General features: G+C 47.7%; 22 protein-coding genes and 1 CRISPR repeat array. Of the genes, 20 read left to right on the forward strand and 2 right to left on the reverse strand.

Annotated features, from left to right (window positions below; all coding sequences use genetic code 11):
- Positions 1–43: 43 nt before the first annotated feature.
- From cas6 (FHS56_RS06880) to FHS56_RS06970, 19 genes are all read left to right on the forward strand, one after another.
- Entirely contained in the window at positions 44–871 is an 828-nt protein-coding gene (cas6, locus tag FHS56_RS06880) for a CRISPR-associated endoribonuclease Cas6 (RefSeq protein ID WP_166919157.1), read from the forward strand.
- Complete coding sequence (cas6, locus tag FHS56_RS06885; RefSeq protein ID WP_166919158.1) at positions 868–1,536, forward strand: CRISPR-associated endoribonuclease Cas6; 669 nt, start codon at positions 868–870, stop codon at positions 1,534–1,536. Before cas6 (FHS56_RS06880) ends, cas6 (FHS56_RS06885) begins: the two co-directional genes overlap by 4 nt.
- Positions 1,537–1,548: 12 nt before the next feature.
- Positions 1,549–2,184, forward strand: coding sequence for a hypothetical protein (locus FHS56_RS06890; protein ID WP_208409647.1), 636 nt, complete (start codon positions 1,549–1,551; stop codon positions 2,182–2,184).
- Positions 2,185–2,195: 11 nt separating this feature from the next.
- Positions 2,196–4,355, forward strand: coding sequence for a CRISPR-associated helicase Cas3' (cas3, locus tag FHS56_RS06895; protein ID WP_243844177.1), 2,160 nt, complete (start codon positions 2,196–2,198; stop codon positions 4,353–4,355).
- A gap of 12 nt (positions 4,356–4,367) precedes the next feature.
- Complete coding sequence (locus tag FHS56_RS06900; RefSeq protein WP_166919159.1) at positions 4,368–5,714, forward strand: hypothetical protein; 1,347 nt, start codon at positions 4,368–4,370, stop codon at positions 5,712–5,714.
- 31 nt (positions 5,715–5,745) lie between these two features.
- Positions 5,746–6,807 carry a CRISPR-associated protein Cas7 gene (locus FHS56_RS06905; protein ID WP_166919160.1) on the forward strand — a complete coding sequence of 354 codons (1,062 nt, stop codon included), beginning with the start codon at positions 5,746–5,748 and terminating at the stop codon, positions 6,805–6,807.
- 43 nt (positions 6,808–6,850) lie between these two features.
- Positions 6,851–7,408 carry a CRISPR-associated protein Cas4 gene (gene cas4 / locus FHS56_RS06910; protein ID WP_166919161.1) on the forward strand — a complete coding sequence of 186 codons (558 nt, stop codon included), beginning with the start codon at positions 6,851–6,853 and terminating at the stop codon, positions 7,406–7,408.
- Positions 7,409–7,414: 6 nt separating this feature from the next.
- On the forward strand, positions 7,415–8,419 hold the full coding sequence (gene cas1b / locus FHS56_RS06915; RefSeq protein ID WP_166919162.1) for a type I-B CRISPR-associated endonuclease Cas1b: 1,005 nt from the start codon (positions 7,415–7,417) through the stop codon (positions 8,417–8,419).
- Positions 8,420–8,484: 65 nt separating this feature from the next.
- Positions 8,485–8,748 carry a CRISPR-associated endonuclease Cas2 gene (gene cas2, locus FHS56_RS06920; RefSeq protein WP_166919163.1) on the forward strand — a complete coding sequence of 88 codons (264 nt, stop codon included), beginning with the start codon at positions 8,485–8,487 and terminating at the stop codon, positions 8,746–8,748.
- Positions 8,749–9,001: 253 nt separating this feature from the next.
- A CRISPR array of direct repeats spans positions 9,002–10,103; the repeat unit is 30 nt; unit sequence CTTTTAATCGCACCAATGTGGAATTGAAAT.
- Positions 10,104–10,168: 65 nt separating this feature from the next.
- On the forward strand, positions 10,169–10,750 hold the full coding sequence (locus FHS56_RS06925) for a hypothetical protein (RefSeq protein WP_166919164.1): 582 nt from the start codon (positions 10,169–10,171) through the stop codon (positions 10,748–10,750).
- Positions 10,751–10,909: 159 nt separating this feature from the next.
- Positions 10,910–11,296 (forward strand): Co2+/Mg2+ efflux protein ApaG, encoded by a 387-nt coding sequence (apaG, locus tag FHS56_RS06930; protein ID WP_166919165.1) that lies wholly within the window; start codon positions 10,910–10,912, stop codon positions 11,294–11,296.
- Between the two features lie 277 nt (positions 11,297–11,573).
- Positions 11,574–12,659, forward strand: coding sequence for a c-type cytochrome (locus FHS56_RS06935; RefSeq protein ID WP_166919166.1), 1,086 nt, complete (start codon positions 11,574–11,576; stop codon positions 12,657–12,659).
- Between the two features lie 4 nt (positions 12,660–12,663).
- Positions 12,664–13,998, forward strand: coding sequence for an OprD family outer membrane porin (locus FHS56_RS06940; protein WP_166919167.1), 1,335 nt, complete (start codon positions 12,664–12,666; stop codon positions 13,996–13,998).
- 61 nt (positions 13,999–14,059) lie between these two features.
- Positions 14,060–14,644 carry a YeeE/YedE family protein gene (locus FHS56_RS06945; RefSeq protein WP_166919168.1) on the forward strand — a complete coding sequence of 195 codons (585 nt, stop codon included), beginning with the start codon at positions 14,060–14,062 and terminating at the stop codon, positions 14,642–14,644.
- Between the two features lie 25 nt (positions 14,645–14,669).
- The gene (locus tag FHS56_RS06950; RefSeq protein ID WP_166919169.1) at positions 14,670–15,134 is read left to right on the forward strand and encodes a DUF6691 family protein; all 465 of its coding nucleotides are present in this window, start codon (positions 14,670–14,672) and stop codon (positions 15,132–15,134) included.
- Between the two features lie 227 nt (positions 15,135–15,361).
- Complete coding sequence (locus tag FHS56_RS06955; RefSeq protein WP_166919170.1) at positions 15,362–16,177, forward strand: DUF4905 domain-containing protein; 816 nt, start codon at positions 15,362–15,364, stop codon at positions 16,175–16,177.
- A gap of 21 nt (positions 16,178–16,198) precedes the next feature.
- Positions 16,199–17,299 carry a LysM peptidoglycan-binding domain-containing protein gene (locus FHS56_RS06960; RefSeq protein WP_166919171.1) on the forward strand — a complete coding sequence of 367 codons (1,101 nt, stop codon included), beginning with the start codon at positions 16,199–16,201 and terminating at the stop codon, positions 17,297–17,299.
- A gap of 93 nt (positions 17,300–17,392) precedes the next feature.
- Positions 17,393–18,340 carry a succinylglutamate desuccinylase/aspartoacylase family protein gene (locus FHS56_RS06965; protein WP_166919172.1) on the forward strand — a complete coding sequence of 316 codons (948 nt, stop codon included), beginning with the start codon at positions 17,393–17,395 and terminating at the stop codon, positions 18,338–18,340.
- Positions 18,341–18,361: 21 nt separating this feature from the next.
- Complete coding sequence (locus FHS56_RS06970) at positions 18,362–19,456, forward strand: complex I subunit 1/NuoH family protein (protein WP_166919173.1); 1,095 nt, start codon at positions 18,362–18,364, stop codon at positions 19,454–19,456.
- Positions 19,457–19,574: 118 nt separating this feature from the next.
- On the opposite strand, the gene FHS56_RS06975 is transcribed toward FHS56_RS06970, so the two are convergent.
- Positions 19,575–20,963: a dipeptidase gene (locus tag FHS56_RS06975; protein ID WP_166919174.1), complete on the reverse strand. Its 1,389-nt coding sequence runs from the start codon at positions 20,961–20,963 to the stop codon at positions 19,575–19,577.
- A gap of 41 nt (positions 20,964–21,004) precedes the next feature.
- A complete protein-coding gene (locus FHS56_RS06980; RefSeq protein ID WP_166919175.1) occupies positions 21,005–21,976 on the reverse strand; it encodes a polyprenyl synthetase family protein in 972 nt (323 codons plus the stop codon).
- 423 nt (positions 21,977–22,399) lie between these two features.
- Between FHS56_RS06980 and FHS56_RS06985 the strand changes: the two genes are divergently transcribed.
- Entirely contained in the window at positions 22,400–23,815 is a 1,416-nt protein-coding gene (locus FHS56_RS06985; RefSeq protein WP_166919176.1) for an MFS transporter, read from the forward strand.
- Positions 23,816–23,819 lie beyond the last annotated feature (4 nt).

The raw sequence follows: 23,819 nt of genomic DNA on the forward strand, positions 1-23,819 counted from the left end.
AGCTTTGTTTCGAACAGTTTCAAGCATATAAAACATCATCGCAATGAGGATTCAACTGACACTACAACATCTGCCTGAAGCAAAGGTGGATTTCAACTACCAATACCAAGTGTCGTCATGGATTTACAAGACGCTGGCACAAGCCGATGGCGACTTTGCCGAATGGCTGCACCAACAAGGGTACGTCTATGGCAAACGGGCATACCGTCTGTTTACCTTTGGCAAGCTGCAGCCCCGACGCTATAGCATAGACCAGAAAAACAGAATGCTCGTATTGCTTGAAAACACCTCAACGCTGACGCTCTCGTTCTATGTGCCGGAAACCATGCAACACTTCGTTACGGGCTTGTTCGAACAACAAAGGTTTCGTTTGGGCAGTCCTCGTTATGCCGTAGATTTTGAAGTGCAGATGGTGCGCATACTGCCACCGCCCCTTTTCAAAGAAACGATGCGTTACCGCTGCGAATCGCCTATGCTCATAAGCAAGCAAGTAGAGGGCAATCCCTACCCCCAATATCTGGCGCCCGATGCGCCAGACTACGCCTCCCTGCTGCTACAAAACCTGCTGCGCAAGTGGCGAGCATGGCAAAGGGTAACAGCGCTCAGCAATGAAGCACCACTCGAAGAAAGCCTCCCCCATGGGGTGCCTTTTGGCTTCAGCCTGCTGAGCACGCCTCGCTCCAAGCTGCTAAGAGTCAAAAAGACAGAACTACGTGGCTATGAATTCAGCTTTGAGCTGACTGCCCCCATCGAACTGCATGAAATAGGTTACTACGCCGGCTTTGGCGAAAAAAATGCCGCCGCCGGCATGGGCATGGTGCAAGTGGTGCGTGATGGAAATACGCAAGTAAGAAAAAACGCAGTATTATGAGAATACATTTAAAAATTCAGAGTAAAGGCATAACCATCCCTTACGACCATCAGCACTTGCTCACCGAAGCCGTGCACAGATGGATGGGAATTCAGCCGGGCAGCACACAACAACCTGCCATGTTCTGTTTTTCTAATTTGAAAATTCAAGATTACTCAAGTAAGGGACTGCATCTTGGCGAAAATACCTCCTTTTTTATAGCTTCTCCCAACAACGAGTTGCTGTATCAACTCATCATGGGCATTGAGAGCAACCCAGAAGTATTCTTTTCTCTAAGAGTAAAGGAGGTTTACCTCGAAAGCCCTCCGGATTTAGAAAACAGAGACATATTCTTTCCTGCAAGCCCCATCCTGATAAAACAATACTCAAAAGAAACACGCAAGTCTCGATTTATTAGCTACGAAGACCCCCAAGCCGGAGAGCTTTTGAAAAAAGCTTTGCAAAAGAAAATGTCTGTCTTTGGCTTAGACTTGCCCGACGACTTCTCGATAAGATTTGTTCCGCATGTGGGCAAAGCAAGTACAAGGCTTATCAATTATAAAGGCGTATTCAACAGAGCCAACCTCTGCCCTGTAGAGATTCAGGGCTCCCGCGAGCTAAAAACCTTTGCATGGCTCGCTGGTTTGGGGCATTCCACGGGTATTGGCTTTGGTGCAATCAAATAAAACAAAACAACTATGGAACGAAACATTCACTTGGTGCGCTATGAAGGCACTTTTGCATACATAAAACCATGGACGGCGGTGCGCGATGGGCTAACCTATAGCCAGCAATTCCTGACGCCATCTATGATAGCCGGCATTGAAAGAAAGATTTTTCCAGAGTTACTTTCCAAAGAGTGGGGCATCTATAAAATATGCGGGCACAGACTCAACTACCAAGCCATTACAAAGCAACAGGAAGTAGTACAAACAAGAGGAGTGGATTTCAAGGCAATCAAAAAGGAATTTCCAGACCCTAAAAAACCAGAAAAAGTAAAAACCAAAACCTTTCAGATACCTTTGCGGAAACGCTCTATTCTTCAAAGAGGCTGCTTGCTCTACCCCTCTCTGTGGTTGGCTTTCAAAGAAAAAGAAGATGCCCAAAGGGCATTTCAAGAACATATATGCTTGGCGCGCAACGAAGACATGTTGTTCCCAGTTGAGCTGCTTACAAATATCTCTTGGGAAGACTTCTTACAAGACAATCGTTTCAGCGGCTTTGAACTTGTATTTGAACACAACAACGAGGCATTCCCGGTAGGTTACAACCGATTCAATCACAAGGAGATGATGTATGGTTGTTTACGTGTGGTGGGTGAACCGGTAAAATAACAGACCAACCCATGATGCAAGCTATTCTATTTCCTGAATTAAAGGCTAAGGGAGCACCAGAGTACACTTCTCTGCACGAACACCTATGGCATGTAAGTATGGCTGCCCAACACATAGCCAAAGCCAACAATATGCCCGTCGTAGAAGCCCAATTGGGGGCTATTTTACACGACATAGGCAAGGCAAGTCCTGTCTTTCAACAAAGGCTACAAGCAAGCCAAAAGCCCGACAAGCCCTTCCGACATGAAATAGCCTCTATCTTCTTCTTGTCTTGCTTTCCGGAGCAGTTCCATGTCGTACTCACCGAAATGGTCATAGCACACCACAAATCTGTAAAACACGATATACGAAAAAAGGGGCTGTTGGACTTGATAGAAGAGCGAGAAGACGTATTCGAGATTCACAGCGCCCACTTCGAAGATTGGGCTCCCAAAGCACATAGGTTATTACTTTGCTTGGGCAAAGAACACATTGTGCAAACAACGCCCCCTTCCATAGAAGAAGCCCGTCGTAATTTTGAATGGGCTATTGAATATTGCGAAAAGAGAACAAAAGAAGAAGGCGTTTCTATATGGCGAGGTTTGCTGATGGCTGCCGACCACTTTGCATCTGCCTTGATTCATGAAACCCCCCGCTACCTTCAACACACTTTCCAAAAACCCATTCTTAAAAGCTTCAACAGGCAACACCCTTTGTATCCCTTATCAAGTATAGAGGCTACCTCCGACAAGCCTCACACTATAGTGCTTGCCCCTACTGGTGCAGGCAAAACAGACTTTCTGATGCGCCGCTGCCGCAATAGAGTTTTTTACATACTGCCCTTTCAGGCATCCATCAATGCCATGTATTACCGACTGAAACACATGCTTTTACCCGACAACCCCAATCTCGACATCAGAGTGTTGCATGGTAGCTCAAAGCTCGTCGTCAAAGAAGGAAAGAAAGAAGAGCGCATGTTGCAAAACTTAGTGGGCTCGGGCGTAAAAGTGCTTACCCCCTACCAAATCGCCAACATCATACTGGGCACAGCAGGCTTTGAAAGCATGATGCTAGACCTAAAAAACAGCGATGTCATTTTAGACGAAGTACATACCTACACCGATGTCTCACAAGGCATTGTGCTTGAACTCATAGAAGTCCTGAAAGCTCTTGGATGCCGTATCCATGTGGGCAGTGCTACCATTCCTTCTGTTTTATACCAAGAAATATTGAACCGACTGGGCGCAGAGCTCACCTATGAGGTGCAGCTCCCAAAAGACCAACTCCACACCTTCAACCGTCATATAGTGCATAAAATCTCGCCCGACGACATCTACAGCGAGTTAGAAAAAAAAGTGGCACAAAAACAAAAGATTCTGGTTGTATGCAACCGCATAGAAAGAGCACAAACCGTGTATCAGGAAATCAAAACGAAATTTCCACACATAGACAGCCTGCTTTTACATAGCCGCTTCAAGAGGAGCGACCGCATAAACAAAGAGCAACTACTCATGGGCTTAGACAAGCACAATCATGACATTGGCAGGTTCAACACCTCCAAAGAGGCTTGTATTGTGGTCTCTACCCAAGTGGTAGAAGTAAGTTTGGACATCAGCTTCGACACCATGATAACAGACTGCGCCCCCATCGACAGCCTCGTACAACGCTTTGGACGAGTGAACCGTAAACGCAGCGCCCACACCATAGGCAACTACAAAGAAGTGTTTGTGCTGCCCCCACCCGACGACAGCAACCAAGCCAAGCCCTATGAATTGGAAATACTACAACGCACCTATGAGGTACTACCCAATGGAGAAGTGCTCCAAGAAGCCAACTTACAAAGCATGATAGACTATGTGTTTCCAGAAATTAAAGAAGTATCGATTAAAAATCATAGCATTTTCAACGGCGGCAAGTTCCGCATTGCCCCCCTCACACACATGAGCAAAAGCCTGCTCATGGAAATGCTCGACATCGACACCGTCGCTTGCATTGTCGATAGCGACTACGAAGCCTATCAAGAAGCGTCTGCCGAAGAGCGCAGTATGTACGAAATACCTGTTCGATATTGGCAAGTCAAGCAATACCCTCAACACCCTCGTGGCAATCAGCCGTTTATCGTTCCATCGGAATGCTACTCACCGGAATTAGGTCTTGTATTGAAGCAAGAAGCAAGCTGTTTCACCCTTTAAAATCCATGAACTATGATTAACGTAACCGTAGGCAAATTATTTCTAGAAGCATACAACAAAGCGCACTCGACCCACTACACACCCCGACAATTCTTTGACGAGGTGTTCTTTCCTCTGTTCCTCGACTCGAACAAGTACATGATATGGGTAGGCAACTCGCCTTTTGTGCAATTGAAATCCGGAGAAAAAGTAAGCAATCTATCGAAAGAAAGAAGGCTTGAGCTGTTAGACACTTTCCACGAAAAAGTGAAAGCTGGCTACATAGACGCAAGCACAGCGCCCGGTTTTCCTGCCTCCGAAAAAGAAGAGTTCAACTCTACCTCCGGACAAGTAACTGACATAGCCATTGACATCTCGCCCGAAGATGTCTATTGCGCTTGGTTTGGTGCTGCCCTTGGCGTAGGCGTAGAAGGTGGGTACAGTTTCCTCTTTCAAGACCCAGAACTACTGCTGAAAATAGCCAAAGGCTGGAGCGTGTATCGGCGTTTCTTAGACGACCAAGCTATTCAAATTGCCCCCAACAAGATTTCATCATGGAACGGGCAATGGCTTTCCTACTTTCTTGAAACAAACAACCCAAACCCCATCATCAGAGATTTTGAAGAACGAGGCGCTTTCAAAGAAAGTGATAAAAATATTGAAATCAAAACACTGCCTTGGAGCAAACTCCTTTTTCGACTGTCGAAACACTACAAGCCTGAAAGTGGGTCTAGCTCGCTGCTGGCTTACATTTATTCCTTTGGGCAGACCAACCAAACCCTTGGCTTCTATTCCATGAAGCTGCACGAGGTGCGGTCTTTGATAGCGCTTTACAAAAAACTATTTGGTGCGCAAGCAGCTATACAAGATGCTTCTACCTATGAAGCGCTCTATGGTGATGCCTTAGAATATGCTTGCCAAAAAGGCACATTGGGGCTCTCTGCCCTTGAACCGAAGGCACTGCGAGAAATGTACAATCAAAAGAAAAAAGACACACGAAAACACAAAAATCTCGATGTCATTTCATTTCGAACCTATAAAACATGGTTGTTAGCTATGATTACCAAAAACAAAGAAGAACAACTCGAATACAGCAAAGAAGTAGCGCAGGCTTTGCACGAGCTACTCAAAGAAAAAGCACAAGAGAAACAAGGGAGCACCCGCTACCTCAACTTGGTGAATGAGCTACTCGAGAGTGCAACTAAGTATGAATTTTTCAAGGCACTGAACAACTTAGTGAAAGAGCTCCCTGCTGAGCACGAACGCCTGTCAACCTTCAAAGAATTGCGCGATTATGTGCACGGGCTCCCCGTAGAGGACTTCCGCTATTTCAGCGTATTGCTTCAACTCGACTACGCCTTCATTGAAAAAGAAGCCTAATGTTTCAAGTAAAATCCAAAACAATACAACTATGAGCAACAATCTTTATGTAAGGACTCTCAAAAAAGTAGACTACACCGTATTCGCCGTTGACGGTGGTCAAAAAAAATACTACGACCCCATCTTCGATAGGTCTTTACCATACTCCAGCGGGCAGCAAGTCAAGCGCTGCATCATCGAAGCCATGATGCACAAGCTCAATCAATTGCCGGCACCTACTACCTTCGTATTCAACGTAAACAAGCAGGGAGCGCTTGCCGAAGGGGAGGTATATACTGAATGCGACCCGAGCTACATAGACTTGCTCGTAGGTGGGTGGATGCACGCTTCCTCCGGCGGTAAAGAACGCACTTTGAAAAGAAGAAGCCCCCTGTCGATTTCAGCCATGCGTCCTTTGCACCCCTCGTTGGCAGGCATAGTCAAAGAAAACGCTACCTTCGACCGCTCCAATAGCCCAAACACCAAAGTCGAAGTAAAAGATGCCCAAGGCAAGCCGCTCAGTCCAGAAGAAATCAAAGAACTATTGAAAGGCAAAGACAGAAGCCTCTACCGCAAATGGATACCCGACCAAACAAGAGCCACCGGTTTGTTTGTCCAAGACCTTGCCATCGATATGGACAGACTCTTTTTAGTTACCCTAAACCCCTTTGAGCCTGAAATAAGTGACGAAACCGCCGAAAAACTTCGTCAGAATGGATGGCAAGAAAAAACAAGCCGCTATTATGGGCAAGTGTTGGTGGTGCCAGAAGAAATGAAACAGCAGATAGTCGATGCGCTTGCCGATGCCATTGTAAACTGGCAAATTACTTCCAACCAATCGCGCACCTTCGACCCGATGACAACACTGGCAATCGCCATCAGCGAAAATGCCCACTATATTGCCAATGCCATTCGGTGCAAACCGAACGAAGAGAACCCGGATAAAATGATACCCGTCATCGATGAACAAACACCGGAAGTCGAGCTCTACATCATGCCTGTAGCAGAAGAGTTCACCGATGTGAACAAAACCAACCATAGGGCACTCGAAGAAGCAAAACAACAAATTAAAAACCGCCTACTACAATATAAGCCGCAACACTTAGTAGAATAAACCCAAACAACGGAAGCTCTACAAAAAGAGCTTCCTTTTTTTATTGTTGTATCCCCTCATGCATCTGACCGCCACCCATATCAACTACTACTACCTTTGCCGGCGCAAGTTGTGGCTCTTCCACCACGGCATTCATATGGAGCACAACAGCGACTTAGTACATGCCGGCAAGTTGGTAGAAGAGTACAGCTATGCCCGGCGCAGCGAGTGCAACCGTCAGCTGGCACTGCGTGCCCGCCTCGATGCCCACACCCAGCTGTTGGGCGTCATCGATTACTTCGACCCAGAAGCGCGCCTCATACACGAAACCAAGAAATCGAACCGCAAAGAAGAAGCCCACATCGCCCAAATGCGCTTTTATCAGCTCTTGTTGAAAGAAAACGGCATAGAAGACTGCCGTGGCATCATAGAATACCCCTTGTTGCGCAGCAGCACCGAAGTGCCGCCGCTCGATGCTACCACCGAGGCACAACTCCGCCAAGAGCTGCACACCATGGCACAGATGTTGCGCCAAGCGCACTGCCCCCCTTTGCTGCAGACCCGCTGGTGCCGGCAGTGCGCTTACTACGACTACTGCTACATAGACGAAGCCGAAAACTAAACGCTTATGAAAAAGTCTTACTACTTGTTCAACCCCGGGCGCCTAAGCCGCCAAAACAACACCCTCAAGTTCGTGCCCATAGATGAAGAAGGCAAAGAAGGGCAAGCCCGCTATCTGCCTGTAGAAAGCATAAAAGAACTCTATGTGTTTGGCAGTTTAGATGCCAACAGCGCCCTGTATAATTTCTTAGGGCAACAAGGCATTGTTGTGCACTTCTTCAACTACTACGAATACTACACCGGCTCTTTCATGCCACGCGACTACCTGCTTGCCGGCAAAGTGCAGATAGCCCAAACCAAAACCTACCTAAGCGCCAACAAACGTCTTGCCCTTGCCCGGCGGCTCATAGAAGGCGCCACGCACAACATGCTCAAGAACCTGCGCTACTATGTTGGGCGCGGAGCGCCGCTGCAAAACCCCATCACCCAAATCGAAGCCTTGTGGCAGAGCACTGCCACTGCCCCCGATATCGAAACCCTCATGGGCATAGAAGGCAACATAAGACAAACCTACTACGAATGCTTCGAGCATATTGTTAGCGACTTTGCATTCGAAAAACGCAGCAAACGCCCGCCCGAAAATGAACTGAACACCCTGATTTCCTTTGGCAACATGCTATGCTACACGCTCTGCCTGCGGCAGATATTCCACACCCAACTCAACCCTACCATCAGCTTCCTGCACGAACCCGGCATGCGGCGCTACAGCCTTGCCCTCGACTTGGCAGAGGTATTCAAACCTTTGCTGGTAGACCGTACCATTTTCAGCATGCTCAACAAAAAGATACTGCAAGCATCCGACTTCCGAACCGAACTAAGAGGCTGCACCCTGCGCCCTGCTGCTGCCAAAAAGTTTGTAACCCACTGGGAAGAACGCCTACAAACCACCATCCAGCACCGCACACTCAAACGCAAGGTAAGCTATGAGCACTTGGTACGCCTCGAATGTTACAAACTCATCAAACACGTCTTAGAAATTCAAGACTATAAACCCTTTAAAGCCTGGTGGTAAAAAACGGCAAGAAAGAAAGTGTATGCATTGCCTTGAATACTAAGCAAGTTGAAAACTGTGGTATTATGTACGTAATCCTTGTTTACGACGTAGAGCAAAAGCGCACGGCAAAGATGCTGAAACTCTGCCGCCGCTATTTGCATTGGATACAAAACTCGGTCTTCGAAGGCGAAATCACCGAAGCCAAGTTGCAAGAGCTCATTCATCGGGCGCGCCGGCTCATAGACCCCGAAACCGACAGCTTGATTATCTTCACCAGCCGGCACGAGCGTTGGCTCGACAAACAAATCATAGGAAAAGAAAAATCAAGCACCGACAACTTTTTGTAAAACATTGATTATGAATGATTTGCAAATACAACAGTCGTCGAAGTCCAGCAAATGCCCGTTCAACCCAGCAGAAAATGCCTTTGTTTGAAACAAATACAAATATAAATTATTGATTTACAATGACTTACAAAAGTCGTCGAACTCCAGGCAAAATTACACTATTGCCGTTCGACGACTTCCACCCCGTTTTCAAGCACAAAAAAACACCGCCTGCACTTGCAAGAATGCATTTTTTTACTTAACTTGCCTACGGCTTTTAATCGCACCAATGTGGAATTGAAATTGATTACCTCAAATTTTTGATTTTGGTTCATACTCCTCTTTTAATCGCACCAATGTGGAATTGAAATTGTAATTGTGCTCGTTGGTGAGGCTGGCGTCGGTACTTTTAATCGCACCAATGTGGAATTGAAATAGCTGGTGAATACACACCAGATTCACAGGAGGAGTACACTTTTAATCGCACCAATGTGGAATTGAAATTTTCTGAATGTTAAGCAACTTGCTGCATATCGTTCAGCCTTTTAATCGCACCAATGTGGAATTGAAATCTCTATCGGGGATGCCTCTTAGCTTTACCCACTCTCTTTTAATCGCACCAATGTGGAATTGAAATCTCGTTAAATAAGCGGTACAAGCTAACCATCGCTTTCTTTTAATCGCACCAATGTGGAATTGAAATGAGCAAAAGAGCGTCGATGCCTTCACAGCCTGTTACTTTTAATCGCACCAATGTGGAATTGAAATTGTTTTTTGGTAACTTTTCATTGTTAAAACGGCGGCTTTTAATCGCACCAATGTGGAATTGAAATTGAGGAATTGTATATCATATAAAGCCTCTCAGTCAACTTTTAATCGCACCAATGTGGAATTGAAATAAGGTGAAAGTAAATGGTGTTGGCAGACAAAGACACTTTTAATCGCACCAATGTGGAATTGAAATGTAAAATCTTCTGGCGGTGCCTGCGAAGGCACTACCAACTTTTAATCGCACCAATGTGGAATTGAAATTTGCTGCACAGTATCCCCATGCTCTTCCTCAAAAGCGACTTTTAATCGCACCAATGTGGAATTGAAATGCTTTTATTTCTTGCCACTGGTACTTATCAAATAATGCTTTTAATCGCACCAATGTGGAATTGAAATTGTTGGGTTAAGTTGATGATTCTGTACTGCATAGTTCTTTTAATCGCACCAATGTGGAATTGAAATCGCTCGACAAGCTCGCTGACCACTGCGTTTCGTAATGCTCTACCTAATGGTTGCCATCGCACCAATGTGGAATTGAAATAATTCTGGCTTGGCGTACCAGCTTACGTCCAACCCTTTTAATCGCACCAATGTGGATGTGATTTCTTGGGGCTTTTCTATAAGCCCCAATGTTTTTGTAAGTGTGTTGTTGTAAAATTGAAATGGTCCTATGGGCAAAAAAGTATTGCTTGCTACTGTAATGTGCATTTTCGGCGCATCGTCTTTGCAGGCGCAGGGAGAGCGCTATACTGTTTTTGAATATGAACAGGTGCCCGCCCTCGAAGGTGATTTCAATGGTGATGGTGTCAAAGAATATGCATGGCTCTATGCCGCTCCTACCGTGGATATGGGTTGCGTGTATGAGCCTTGTCTGGGGTATATCGTTTTTTCTAATCCCCGTTTAAAACCCATAGAGGTAAGCAATGCCATTGCTGGTTATTTGGTCAACGAAGGCGACCTAACCGGCGACGGCGCCGACGAAATAGGGGTATTGCCCATGTGGTTTACCAGCAACTACAAGTTTTACCATCTGTTTAGCTACAACCCCAAAACCGCTACCTTCGAAGCACTCATTGAGCCCCTCACCGTCCGGCTCGATATGTACTTGGGCGATACATGGGAGCAAACCCTGCAAAACTTAGTGGAGAGCGTCTCATTTAAGCCGCTTACGCTGTTGATAAATCACGTAGAAACAGACTCCGAAGGACGTCCTTCATGGGTAAGGGAACGCATTACTTTCCGAAATAAGTAGCCTATAAAAGCTGCCTTAGCAAGGCACTTTTCAGCTCGCTGACATACAACTAATTCAAAAACAAAAATTAGCATTTTTTCCTACATTTTCTTGTATGGGGCTGCCTTTCTTAGTACCTTTATTTTACGAAAGGCTTCACCCACAAGAAAATGCAAAGCTATGGTTACACAAGTTACGGAGGGGGTGCGCGTGAGTGTGCTAACCGAATACCAACCCGACTACTCCAGCCCTCTGCATGCGCACTATGTGTTTGTTTATCGCATCATCATCGAAAACCAAAGCCCCTACACCATCCAACTCATGCGCCGCCATTGGTTTGTGTTCGACTCCAACTGGATGATTAAAGAAGTGGAAGGAACAGGTGTACGTGGAAAACAACTCATCATAGAACCCGGACAAAAACATGAATATGTCTCTGGTTGCAACCTACGCACCGACATCGGCAAAATGTATGGCTACTACCTCATGCGCCGCCTGCTCGACGGCAAAGAATTCCACGTGCAAATTCCACAATTTACACTCATAACCCCTTACCGACTGAATTAAGCAAGACTGCCCATACTTTCTCTCAAAAGGCTCTTTCGTAAGAAAGGGCTTTTTTGCTTCTCCTTCCTTGTCGCTTCGAGTGCGAGCCTGCCCTCTCGCTTTACTTCCTGTCATTTGGCTTGATGCTGCTGCTACTCTATTCGAAAAAAAGGCACACTTGAGTTCTTGCCATAAAACTATCAACCCAACCAACGCCAAAAAGAAAAATGGAATTTTTTATATGAAAAAATGTTTATATATTCGCATATCAAAACCATCCTCAAATAAGAAAGACACTATGAAAACCTCCGAGTTTGTAGCCAAGATATTGCAGATTATCCTGCTGCTGCTATTTGCCTTCGGCTTGACAACGCTCATACTCATAGGCTTGAATGTGTGGCTGCTACAAGAAAACGAGCAATTACAGCAGCAAGTAGCACGAGTTGCCCCTGTCGCCTCCCCTACGGTTTCCAAACCTCAAGAAACAGCGCCTGCCAACAAACCAAACTTTTTCAAAAAACCCACACTCGAAGAGTTGGGCAACAGCCCTTACGACAGCTTGGTACGCTATGGCTATGCCCTCATACACGAAACCTATAAGTATTTGGGACCAGATGCACCCAACCCCAAGCTACGCTATGCAGGCAACCGACTGGCGTGCCAAAACTGCCATCTGGAGGCGGGCACCAAATACTACGCCATCCCCTATGTGGGCGTTCCGGGACTTTTCCCCCAATACAGAGGACGCGAAAACAAAGTAGGCACCTTAGAAGAACGCATCAACGGATGCATGGAACGCAGCATGAACGGGCGTTCCCTGCCTGTCGATAGCCGCGAGATGCGCGCCATGGTCGCCTATATGCACTGGGTGAGCCGTGGAGTGCCCATAGGCGAAAAACTCAAAGGCAACGGCTTGCCCGACATAACGCTGCCCGCCCGTGCTGCCGACACCCTGCGCGGCAAAGCCATCTACGAAAGCAAATGTGCTTCTTGTCATGGTAAAAATGGTGAAGGTGTGCGCAACCAAGCCGGCGGTTATCAATACCCGCCCTTGTGGGGTCCCGACAGCTACAACGATGGCGCCGGCATGCACCGCCTAATTACCGCTGCCAAGTTCATCAAAGCCAACATGCCCTTTGGCGCCACTGCCGACTCGCCCATGCTCACCGACGAAGAAGCCTATGATGTAGCAGCCTTCATCAACGCTTATCATAATAAGCGCCCCCGTATGGCAGGCAAAGAAAAAGACTATCCCGGAAGCCTCAACCGAAAACCCGTATCGGCTCCTTATGGTCCTTATGCCGATAGCTTCCCGCCCATACAACACAAATACGGACCCTTTCAGCCCATCATTGAATTTTACGGCGGAAAAAACGTGCAATAAAACCATGCGCACTTACTTTGCTCTTGTCCTCACTTGCTTTACCTTTCATACTCAGCTCATGGCTCAACAAAGCCCTACAGCCGCCGACAGCCTCACTCGGCTGCAGACTTCGGGCGAATGGCGCAACTATTTTCTGTATGAACTCAACCAAGGGGCTCCCAAAGATTTTTATGCTTTAGCTACCGGCGGGCATCTGAAAGCCACTTTCCAAGCAGCCAAGCACTGGCAGGTAGCTGTCGCCTTCTACAGCTCACAACTGATAAGTGGTAATTTCGACACCCCCGACCCCATGACCGGCAAACCTTCACGCTATGCCATAGGGCTGATGGACGTAAACGACCCACGCAATCGCCACATAAGCGACATAGGCGAGGCTTATGTGCGCTTCCATACTAAGCAATGGCAAGCCACCTATGGGCGCATGCTCGTGAAAACCCCTTTCTTCAATCCACAAGATGGGCGCATGATTCCTACCCTTGCACAAGGCGCACAGCTGCAATGGAAAAACAAAACATGGCTTTTGGAAGGCTACGGTATTCAAGCCGTGTGGGTGCGTAATACCAGTGGTTGGCGCACAGTCGAGGAAAGCATTGGCTTGTATCCCATGGGGCGAAGTGCCGATGGCAGCCCCCTCCAATACGCAGGTAAAATAAACAGCGACTACCTGCTCATTGGACATCTGCGCCTAAATGCACAGGGGGGCGCCTTGCAACAACACCTGTGGACCTACCTTGCCGACCGCTTGTTTCAACTCTACTATATAGAAGGAAGTTATCAGGTAAACAAAGCTTGGCAGCTACAATGGCAGGCACACTATCAAAAGAGTACCACACAGGGAGGTAATATTGGTCCAGATTGGTATTACCTCCTCCCAGAAAGCTATAACTACAGTTTGGGTGGAAAAATCACCTACTACTTTCACCCAAAGCACCAACTGGGCATTGCATGGCTTCACCTGAACGGCAATGCGCCCTTCAGCTTCCCGCGCGAGTGGGGGCGCGACCCTTTCTTTACTTTCCAACGGCGCGAACGTAGCGAAGGGCTGAGCACCACCTCTGCCCTTGTGGTGAACTACCACGCCTCCATAGGCAAGCACTGGGCGCTAAACACCGACTGGGGATGGCATCAAACCCCTCGCATCAACGATTACGCCGCCAATCGCTATGGAATGCCTACCTATCAGCATCTAAATACCGAGCTGAGCTATCAAAACACTCACTGGAATGCTTCTCTTTTATTTACCTACAAAAGCCCACTCACAAGAAACATATCTGAAAAGGAAGCATTTGGGAAAGTCAATCTGGCGCTCTTGCATGTGATTGTGAGTTACAAATTTTAAAAACAATCCTTTTAAATAAAAACATGTTTTCATATCTTTGTAATCAAAATCCTAAAGCTATATGGAACAAATTTGGAATCAGTTGTTTGTAGAATCACAAGCTTACCTACCCTGGTACTGGGCAGGTACTGGCATCGCGTTGGTCATGTTGGCACTTTTGTGGTTGGGCGAATCATTTGGCATTTCTTCAAACTTTCGCACAATCTGCGCTATGACGGGCATAGGGCGCCGCTGCGACTTCTTCGACATCGATTGGCGCCACCAAAATTGGAACCTCAGCTTCTTGTTGGGTAGCATGGTAGGTGGCTTTCTTGCTTATCATTTCATGTATCCGGAAGCAAGTGCCCTGAATTTATCGCAAGCCACCCAAGAGCTGCTCCTCTCTATGGGCATAAATCCCCAACAGGGCTTCTACCCCATGGAATTACTTTCGCTTGAAAACTTGGGCAGCCCTGCTGGCATCGTCATGACCCTCGTGGGTGGTTTCTTGGTGGGCTTCGGTGCTCGCTGGGCGGGTGGTTGCACTTCTGGGCATGCCATCAGTGGACTCAGCAACCTGCAACTACCTTCACTCATAGCCGTCGTGGGCTTTTTTATCGGCGGTCTTATCAGTACTTATTTGATTATTCCCTTCCTTTTAGGGTAATGTTCAACCTCAAATTGTAACAACAATGAAAGTAACACATAAACCTGCTGCAGAGCAAAAGAAAAAAGTGTTGTCGCCTCAACTCCTCAGTTTCTTCGTGGTAGGCATTGCCTTTGGCATCATCATGGTGCAAGCAGAAATCATTTCATGGTTTCGTATTTTTGAAATGTTTCACTTCTATTCCTTTCACATGTACGGTGTCATAGGCACTGCCGTAGTACTGGGCATTGTCATTCACTGGCTCATCCGAAAAGGCATCATCCGCAACGTACGGGGCGAAAGGATTGTGGTACCCCCCAAGGCTCCTACCTATAAACGCTACCTACTGGGCGGCACAGTCTTTGGGCTGGGCTGGGCACTTACGGGTGCCTGCCCGGGTCCGATGTTCATTGGTTTGGGTGCTGGCTTTCTACACTTCGCCCTGATGATAGGGGCTGCTGTGCTGGGTACTATGGCTTACGGTTTCTTACACAAGAAGCTGCCCCACTAAGCTGCTTGCTTTTTCTGCAACTCGACAAAACAAGCCTACCCCATGGAAGAAGGTAGGCTTGTTTTTTTGTTTCCCCTCTACCTTTTTTCAAGCGCCCAATGATACTCGCAAGGGCGATAGTACACTGGCATCGTGCCCCAAGCAAACTGCCTTTGACTTGGGGGCTGTTTATTTTGCTATATTTTAAAAAGTGCTTTACTTTAACAGCATCGAACAATACTGCTTTTATGCAAAAGCTCCCTATCAGCTTTCAACATACTTTCAGGCTGCCTATCTGGCGCGTGATTACTGACGATGTAGAGGAATTGCTTGTAGTAGAACTGCGCGACAAAAAGGAACGCAAAGCCTACTTTTCGGTGATAGACCTTATCAAACACGAACTTTTGTGGACAGACAAAAGCTTCGATGACCCTTGGTGGATAAGTGTGGGGGCAGTACACAAAGGAAAAATCGTCTTTTTTTATTACGAAGATGAAAAGCAACCTACTCAACGGGGTTTCTTTGTGTACGATGTGTTCCACCAAACGAAACTATGGGAAAACCATGAATATGCTTACTATACCCTGCTCAAAGAAGAAGACGCCTTAGTAGTATTCAAGCGGGGCGAGTTGTTGCCCAAATACAAGGCGCTGAACCTACACACGGGCAAGCCACAAAGCATCAACACCCCCAAGAAGGGCATTCGCCACCTGTTTGAACAAATGGCAACCAGTCCCTTGCAATACAACGAACACCACCCCAACTTCGATACCCTCAGGCAGTTTATTCAAATATTTTCCAAAGAAAGCCATCCGCAGAGAGTCATCGACTACATAGAACTGGACGATTGGCATATTTTGGGTTACTACTTAAACAACGGACGCCACTTTGATTATTACCTGCTGGTAAGCGATGCCAACGGTAATCCCTATCTGCATTGTATGCTCGACAGCCAACTGCACAATACCTATGCCGATTTGTTCTTTGTATTAAAAAACGAGCTGATTGTTATCAAAAATCGCACGGAATTAATATCTTTCCAATTGGAAAAAGAAGAACCATAAAAACGAAACTGACCATAGGCTATGCGATACACTTCATTAGTATTAAATACTTGCACGCTCGTTGCTTTCCTGTGGGCGATTGCCCTGCCTTCATATGCTACCCCTATACCTGCCGACTCGGTACGCTTGGAGGTATCGAAAGACGGCACCCAAGCATGGATTATTCATGAAGTAGAACCCAAAGAAACATTTTATTCAATAGCCAAACGCTATGCCGTAAGCGTGGAAGAAATACAAGCAGCAAACCCCAACATCAAAACACTGAAAATAGGCGACTTGCTGCGCATCCCCTACAAAAAATACCAACCGGTGTTGTATTCGGCGCAGCGTGATACACTCAAAGGGGTGAAAAGGCACACAGTACAATCCGGTGAAACGCTCTATCGTATCTCTAAGCAATACGGCGTAGAAGTCGAAGACATCAAACGCTGGAACAACATAGTTGACAACAACATATATGTCGGGCAGCAGCTCATTGTATCGGACCCCAAACAAACTACCTATGCAAGCAAACAAGAAAACAGCGCTGCCATCGTGCATGAAGTGCAAGAAGGGGAATACCTCTATATGATTGCCAAGCGCTACGGCGTGAAAGTAAGCGACATCAAAGCGTGGAACCAGCTTGAAAGCGACGCTTTAGAAGTAGGGCAAAAACTAAATATCTACCCGAAGAAGCGCCCCGAGGCTGCTCCTCAAGTCGTTACTCAGCCCCCCAAAGAACAGCCGATAAACAACAAGCCCACTGCAGTAGCCCCCCCAAAAAACCAAAAGAAAGACACGACACCAGTAGCAGAAACCGAGACCGAAACACCCGAATATGAAGACGCCGTGCAAACCGTAGAAGTAGCCGGCTATAAGAAAATCATAGAAAAAGGTATGGGCGAAGTCATCGAAGATGAATCGGTATCGAGCTACGTGGGCTTACACAAAGATGCGCCCATAGGTACCATCGTTGCTGTGAAAAACCAAGCCAACGGTGAAAATGTGTTTGTGCGTATCATTGGCAAGCTCCCCGAAGCAGATGTGCGCAACAAAATCGTTATCAAGATATCGAAAGCCGCTTACGAGGCTTTGGGCGCCAAAGGAAAGCGCTTCCCCGTGGAAGTATCCTACATCCCTTAAGCAAACGGCTGTTTCTCCAGAAGCTCTGCTTACCCCTGGATGTGTAAGCCGAGCTTTTTTATACTCGACTGTTTGAACAACTTCCTGCTTTTTATGATAGACATTGACAACATCCCGCCCGGTGAATTTAAACGCATAGACATAGAAATTGAGCGGCTTCCCTCCCACACTTTGATTGACATGCCCGTTTTTATTTACAAGGGCAAATCTCAAGGACCTACTTTGCTGCTGACAGCAGGCATCCACGGCGACGAAATCAACGGTATTGCCATCTTGCGGCGCCTCATTGCCCAAAAACTCCTGCATCCCGAAGCGGGCACTGTAATTGCCATTCCGCTGGTGAATATTTACGGTTTTTTGCAGGGTAGCCGCACCCTGCCCGACGGTAAAGACCTGAACCGCAGCTTTCCGGGGGCACCTACCGGCTCGCTGGGGCGTCGTATTGCTCATATAATCATGAGCCAAATTGTGCCTCATATCGACTTTGGCGTTGATTTTCACACGGGTGGCAAAGCGCTTAGCAACTTTCCGCAGGTGCGCTGTGTGCTCGATGAAAACCGCAACGTAGAGCTTGCCAAAGCCTTTGCCCCTCCCTTCATTCTCAATTCTTCGTTGATAGATGGCTCTTTTCGTAAGGCAGCAGCCAAACTGGGCAAGCCTATTCTTGTGTATGAAGGGGGCGAGTCGAGCCGTATCGACAAACTGTCCATAGAAGAAGGCATTGCCGGCGTCATGCGTTTGATGCAGGGCTTGGGTATGGTAAAATACGACACACTGCCGCCCCCGGTCTATCCTACCAAGGTGTTACAAAAAACCAGCTGGTTACGGGCTCGCTCCGCCGGTATCTTTCAAAGCTTGGTGGACTATGGCGACTACGTAAAGAAAGGGCAACGCCTTGCCGAAATCACCGACCCCTACGGCAGCAAACGCATTGTGGTGAAAGCCCCTCATGAAGGTTATGTCGTCGGATTAAACAACAATCCAGTAGTCAATGCCGGCGATGCGCTCATCCATTTAGGTTATGATTTACTACTTTTGTAAAGCAGCAAAGGAAATGACTTCATGGAAACACTGCTCGCTTTTGCCCTCTACTTGGCTTTTGTATTGCTCAATGTGCTGATAGCCTTTTATGCAGAGCGTAAAATAGCCGCTTTCATACAAGACCGCATGGGACCTACCGAAGTAGGACCTTACGGGCTGCTTCAGCCAGTTGCTGACCTGCTTAAGTTTTTACAAAAGGAAGACATCGTGCCACGTGCTGCCGACAAGTGGCTGTTTCGCATAGCGCCTTTTTTGATATTCCCCGCCGTCTTTACCGGCTTTGCCGTTATTCCCATAGTGCCCCGCATAGAACATGCTCCTCTGCAAACGGGCTTGCTTTTTCTGCTTGCCATCGTGTCGCTCGATGTCATCGGCATTTTGATGGCAGGCTGGGCATCGAACAATAAGTTTTCGCTGTTTGGTGCTATGCGCTCGGCGGCTCAAATGGTTTCTTATGAGGTGCCACTTACCATGAGCCTGTTGTCGGTGGTGGTGCTTTATCAAAACCTTGACTTGGGCTTCATCGCACAGATGCAGGGCAGTGAGGCGCCCCTGCCCTTGTACTGGCTGGGCTTGGATGCTCTTGCTGTGGATTTGCGTAGCTACGGGGGGATACTCACTTGGAACATCGTGCGCTTTCCTTTCCTGCTCGTTCCTTTTCTTGTGTTTTATGTTACCTCTCTGGCAGAGTGCAACCGCGCGCCTTTTGATATTCCAGAAGGGGAATCGGAAATCATCGGCGGTTATCATACCGAATATTCAGGCTTTCGCTTTGCCATCTTTTTCTTGGCAGAATATGGCATGATGATACTGGTAAGCCTGTTGTCGGTTACTTTGTTTTTTGGCGGATGGCACACCCCACTTCCCAATATCGGTTTCCTACGGCTCAATGATTGGACAGCCGCCGGTACCTCTGTAGCTGGCACCCTCTGGGCGGTAGTGTGGTTGTCGTTAAAAATGCTGCTGTTGGTCTTCTTTCAAATTGTGATGCGCTGGACCTATCCGCGCCTGCGTGTGGACCAACTCATGTCGCTCTGTTGGAAAGTGTTATTGCCCATAGCCCTCGTCAGCTTGTTTTTCTGCACGCTCTGGCGTCTATGCATGGTGCTTGTATGAGATATCTATGGCAGCTGTTGTTTTCATTTGCACGCTTTGAAAACAAAGGGCACAAAAGCCAAAAGAAAAGAGTGCCCGCTGAGCAAGCACTCTTCTAAAAAGGCAGGTGAGAAGCGCTTTATTTCGCCAGCTCTTTGAAGTGTTGGTAAAAGAGCGGCACCGTTTCTATGCCTTTATAGAAGTTGAACAAACCGAAATGCTCGTTGGGCGAATGGATGGCATCGGAATCTAAACCAAAGCCCATCAGCACGCTCTTTAAGCCCAAAACCTCTTCAAAAAGAGCCACGATAGGAATGCTTCCGCCCCCGCGTGTAGGGATAGGTTTTTTGCCCCATGCCTGCTCAAAAGCACGGCTTGCCGCTTGGAAACCGGGCGAGTCGATGGGCGTAACTACTGGCTTGCCTCCATGATGCGGATGCACTTCTACCTTCACATAGGGCGGTGCTATAGAAAGAAAATGTTTGGTAAACAGCTGTGTGATTTCATCGGGGTCTTGGTCAGGCACCAAGCGCATGCTTATCTTGGCATGGGCTTTGGAAGGCAGCACGGTCTTGGCACCTTCCCCCGTATAGCCGCCCCAAATGCCGTTTACATCCAACGTGGGGCGTATCGAAGCCCGCTCGATGGTGGTGTAGCCCTCTTCACCAAAGAGTGCCTCTACGCCCAAGTCTTTTTTATAGGCTTCTTCATCGAAAGGTATTTGAGCCATGAGTGCCCGCTCTTCGGGACTTAGCTCCTGCACTTTGTCGTAAAATCCGGGTATGGTGATACGCCCCTTGGCGTCTTTCAAAGAAGCAATCATCTCGCAAAGTACGTTGATGGGATTGGCTACTGCTCCCCCATAAACGCCTGAATGTAAATCGCGCTTGGGACCGGTCACGGTTACTTCTAAATAAGAAAGCCCACGCAAGCCGCACTCAATCGACGGGGTGTCGTTGCTGATGATGCTGGTATCGGAAATAAGAATCACATCTGCCTTGAGCATGTTTTTGTATTCATGCAGGAAAGGCTCGAGGTTGCCAGAACCACATTCTTCTTCTCCTTCAATCATGAACTTTACGTTACAAGGCAGGTCATGGGTTTTGACCATCGTTTCGAAGGCTTTCAGCTGCAAATATACCTGCCCTTTGTCGTCGCAGGCACCACGTGCGAAAATAGCGCCGTTGGGGTGAATGTCTGTCTTTTTCACCACCGGTTCAAAAGGGGGTGTCTGCCACAACTCATAGGGGTCGGCAGGCTGCACGTCGTAGTGCCCATATACTAAGACTGTAGGCGCCTGCGGGTCCACTATTTTTTCGGCATAAACAATAGGATGCCCCGCTGTTTCGAAGAGTTGGGCTTTATCGGCACCTGCTTCCAGCAGCTTGTCGCGCAGGAATTCCGCCGCACGCCTTACGTCTGCCTTAAATTTAGGGTCAGTACTTACGGATGGAATACGCAAAAAATCGAACAATTCCTGCAGGAAACGTTCTTTGTTTGCTTCGATGTATTGCTGATAGTGTTGCATAATTGAATGTGGATTTAAGAAAAGAGAGGTATTTGAGAAGGTTACACTTTGCGAATCAAAAGATTTTGTAAGAGTTGCTCTAAGGCACTCACAAAAGTAGGGCGGCAATGTGCCCGCAGGGTGTTCAATGCTTTTTCTGCTTTGTGATGGTAGCGCCGTATCTGCTCTTCCACAATGAGGCGCACGCCTATGGCATCATAAATTTCTTTGACGGTATTTACCTTTTCGTTGGGGTCGAAGTTTTCGGTATTCAACCAGAAAAACAACTGCTTTTGTTGGCTTTCATCAGCCCGTTCCATGGCTTCTATCAGCAGCAGGGTCTTTTTGTTTGCCACAATATCGCCCCCTATGCGCTTACCGAATGCCTCTTCGGCATACACATCGAGCAGGTCGTCTTGCAACTGAAAAGCCATGCCCATATTCACGCCCAGCTCATAAAGTCCTTGTTGTTCTGCCAAGCCAGCGCCGCCTACTAACGCCCCCGCCCGCAAACTGAAGCCCAGCAGAACAGCGGTTTTGAGGCGAATCATCTTGAGATATTCTTGCCGACTCACGGCTGCCCTTTGCTCAAAATCCATGTCGTATTGCTGTCCTTCGCATACCTGCAAAGCACAGGTATTGAACAGCGAAAGCAGGTGCGCCAGTTCGGTGGTGGGCGTTTGAACCAGCTGCTCATAGGCTTTCACCAACATGGCATCGCCCGACAGGATGGCAACGTTCTCATTCCAGCGCTGATGCACCGTTGGTTTGCTGCGGCGCAGCGGCGCCTTGTCCATAATGTCGTCGTGCATGAGCGTGAAGTTGTGGAACAACTCAATGGCTAATGCCGCAGGTGTTGCCTTTTCCCATTGTTCATCGAACAAGCCGCAGCCAATCAAAGCAAGCACGGGGCGAATGCGCTTCCCTCCCAAGGATAAGATGTAACGAATGGGTTCATACAAATTGGCAGGTGCTTCGGGGTATGGAATGGTTTGCAGTGATGTTTCGATGTGCTGACGCAAAGTGTCTAACATGTGTTGTGTTTTATTTTGCGCTTAATTTATGAAAAAACACTCAACGGGCAAAGATGGGGAATGGGGAATTGAGAATTGAGAATGGAGAATGGAGAATGGGGGATTGAGAATTGAGAATTGAGAATTGAGAATGGAGAATGGGGAATGGGGAAGTCAAAGTTGTAGTTGCATGGGTATTGGGTTCTGCTGACAAGCAAGGGCAGGCGCTTCTCCTGTGTCGTGAGTACTGCCGTTCTGAACGCTCCTCTTCATCATCTGCCGAACGAAGTTTTGAGTAGCCGCCCCCAAAATACACCAATGTCGTTCCTTTCATACCTCTTCCTCAAAAGAAGCGCCAAAACTCAAAGACACTATTTTTTTCTATGGCTTGTTTTCATAAAACAAAGCGTTTTTTTTTTTTGACCACCAAGCTGCTTAGCTACGATGAAGAGCAAACCAACCCAAGAACAAATCAAGCGCGTGCTTCCTTTGATTTTGGCTACTGCCATCTTTATGCAGATGCTGGATTCGACCATTCTCAACACCTCATTGCCCGCCATTGCTCATGACCTGCACGAAGCGGTAGTGGATATGCATTTGGCTATTGTCAGTTATGTGTTGACCGTAGCCTTGTTGATGCCGGTCAGTGGTTTTCTGGCAGACCGCTACGGCACACGCCGTATTTTTATTGCATCGCTTGTGCTTTTTGCTTTGGGCTCCTTGGCGTGCTCTATGGCACAAAACCTCACACAGCTGGTGCTGGCGCGGGTATTGCAAGGCATAGGTGGCAGCTTGATGGTGCCGGTAGGTAAGCTGGCGCTTATCAAGACTTTTCCTAAGCATGAATTTCTGCGTGCCATCAATTATGCCATCATACCTGCTTTGATTGGTCCTATTTTAGGTCCTTTAGTGGGGGGGTATATGGTCGATTACCTCTCGTGGCACTGGATATTTATTATCAACTTACCCATTGCCTTAGTCGGCATCCTGCTGAGTTTATATTACTTGCCCGACTACCGTGCCTCCATTGCCAAGTTTGATTTCAAAGGTTTTTTGCTGTTCGGCATCGCTTCTTTTTTACTCTCTGCTTCGTTGGAAATGTTGAGCAACAGCCTGCGCCTCACGCCTGTTTTGTTGAGTCTGCTGCTTGGTTTGGCTTTGCTTTATGCCTATTACCGACATGCCCGCCGCGAGCACTCTCCCCTCTTCCCTTTGAATCTGTTTCAGGTGCGCACCTTTCGTGTAGGTCTCCTTGGTGGCTTGGCTACCCGGCTGGGTATCAGTTCGGTGCCGCTGCTGCTGCCACTCATGATACAACTGGCTTACGGGCAGTCGGCGGTAGTATCGGGCTGGATGGTTGCCCCCATGGCACTGAGCGCCATGCTTAGCAAGTCGATGGTGGTGAGCGTACTCAACCGTTGGGGCTACCGACGGGTGCTCGTGGTCAATACGCTCATGATAGGTGCCTTGATTTGCTGCTTTGCGCTGCCCGGTCCACAAACGCCTATCTATTGGCTGTTGCCCCTCATTGCCCTGTTGGGCTTCCTCAACTCCATTCAGTTCACTTCCATGAACACCCTATCGGTTGCCGACCTGCGCCCCTACCATACCAGCAGCGGCAATTCGCTGGTATCGGTCAATCAGCAGTTGGCAATAGGCTTTGGCGTAGCCTTCGGCTTAGTAGTACTCAAAGGCATGGAACAACAGACATGGCTCACAGGCAACTCTACACACGCCGCCTTTCGTTACACATTCTTGGTTGTAGGCTGCCTAACCATGCTTTCGGCACGAGTATTTAGCAGATTGCACGCACGCGACGGGCAAAACCTGCAAGAAAGCAAAGCAAACACACCCGCCTGAGTAC

Origin of the sequence: Thermonema lapsum, assembly GCF_011761635.1 — a bacterium.
GTDB classification, from domain to species: domain Bacteria; phylum Bacteroidota; class Bacteroidia; order Cytophagales; family Thermonemataceae; genus Thermonema; species Thermonema lapsum.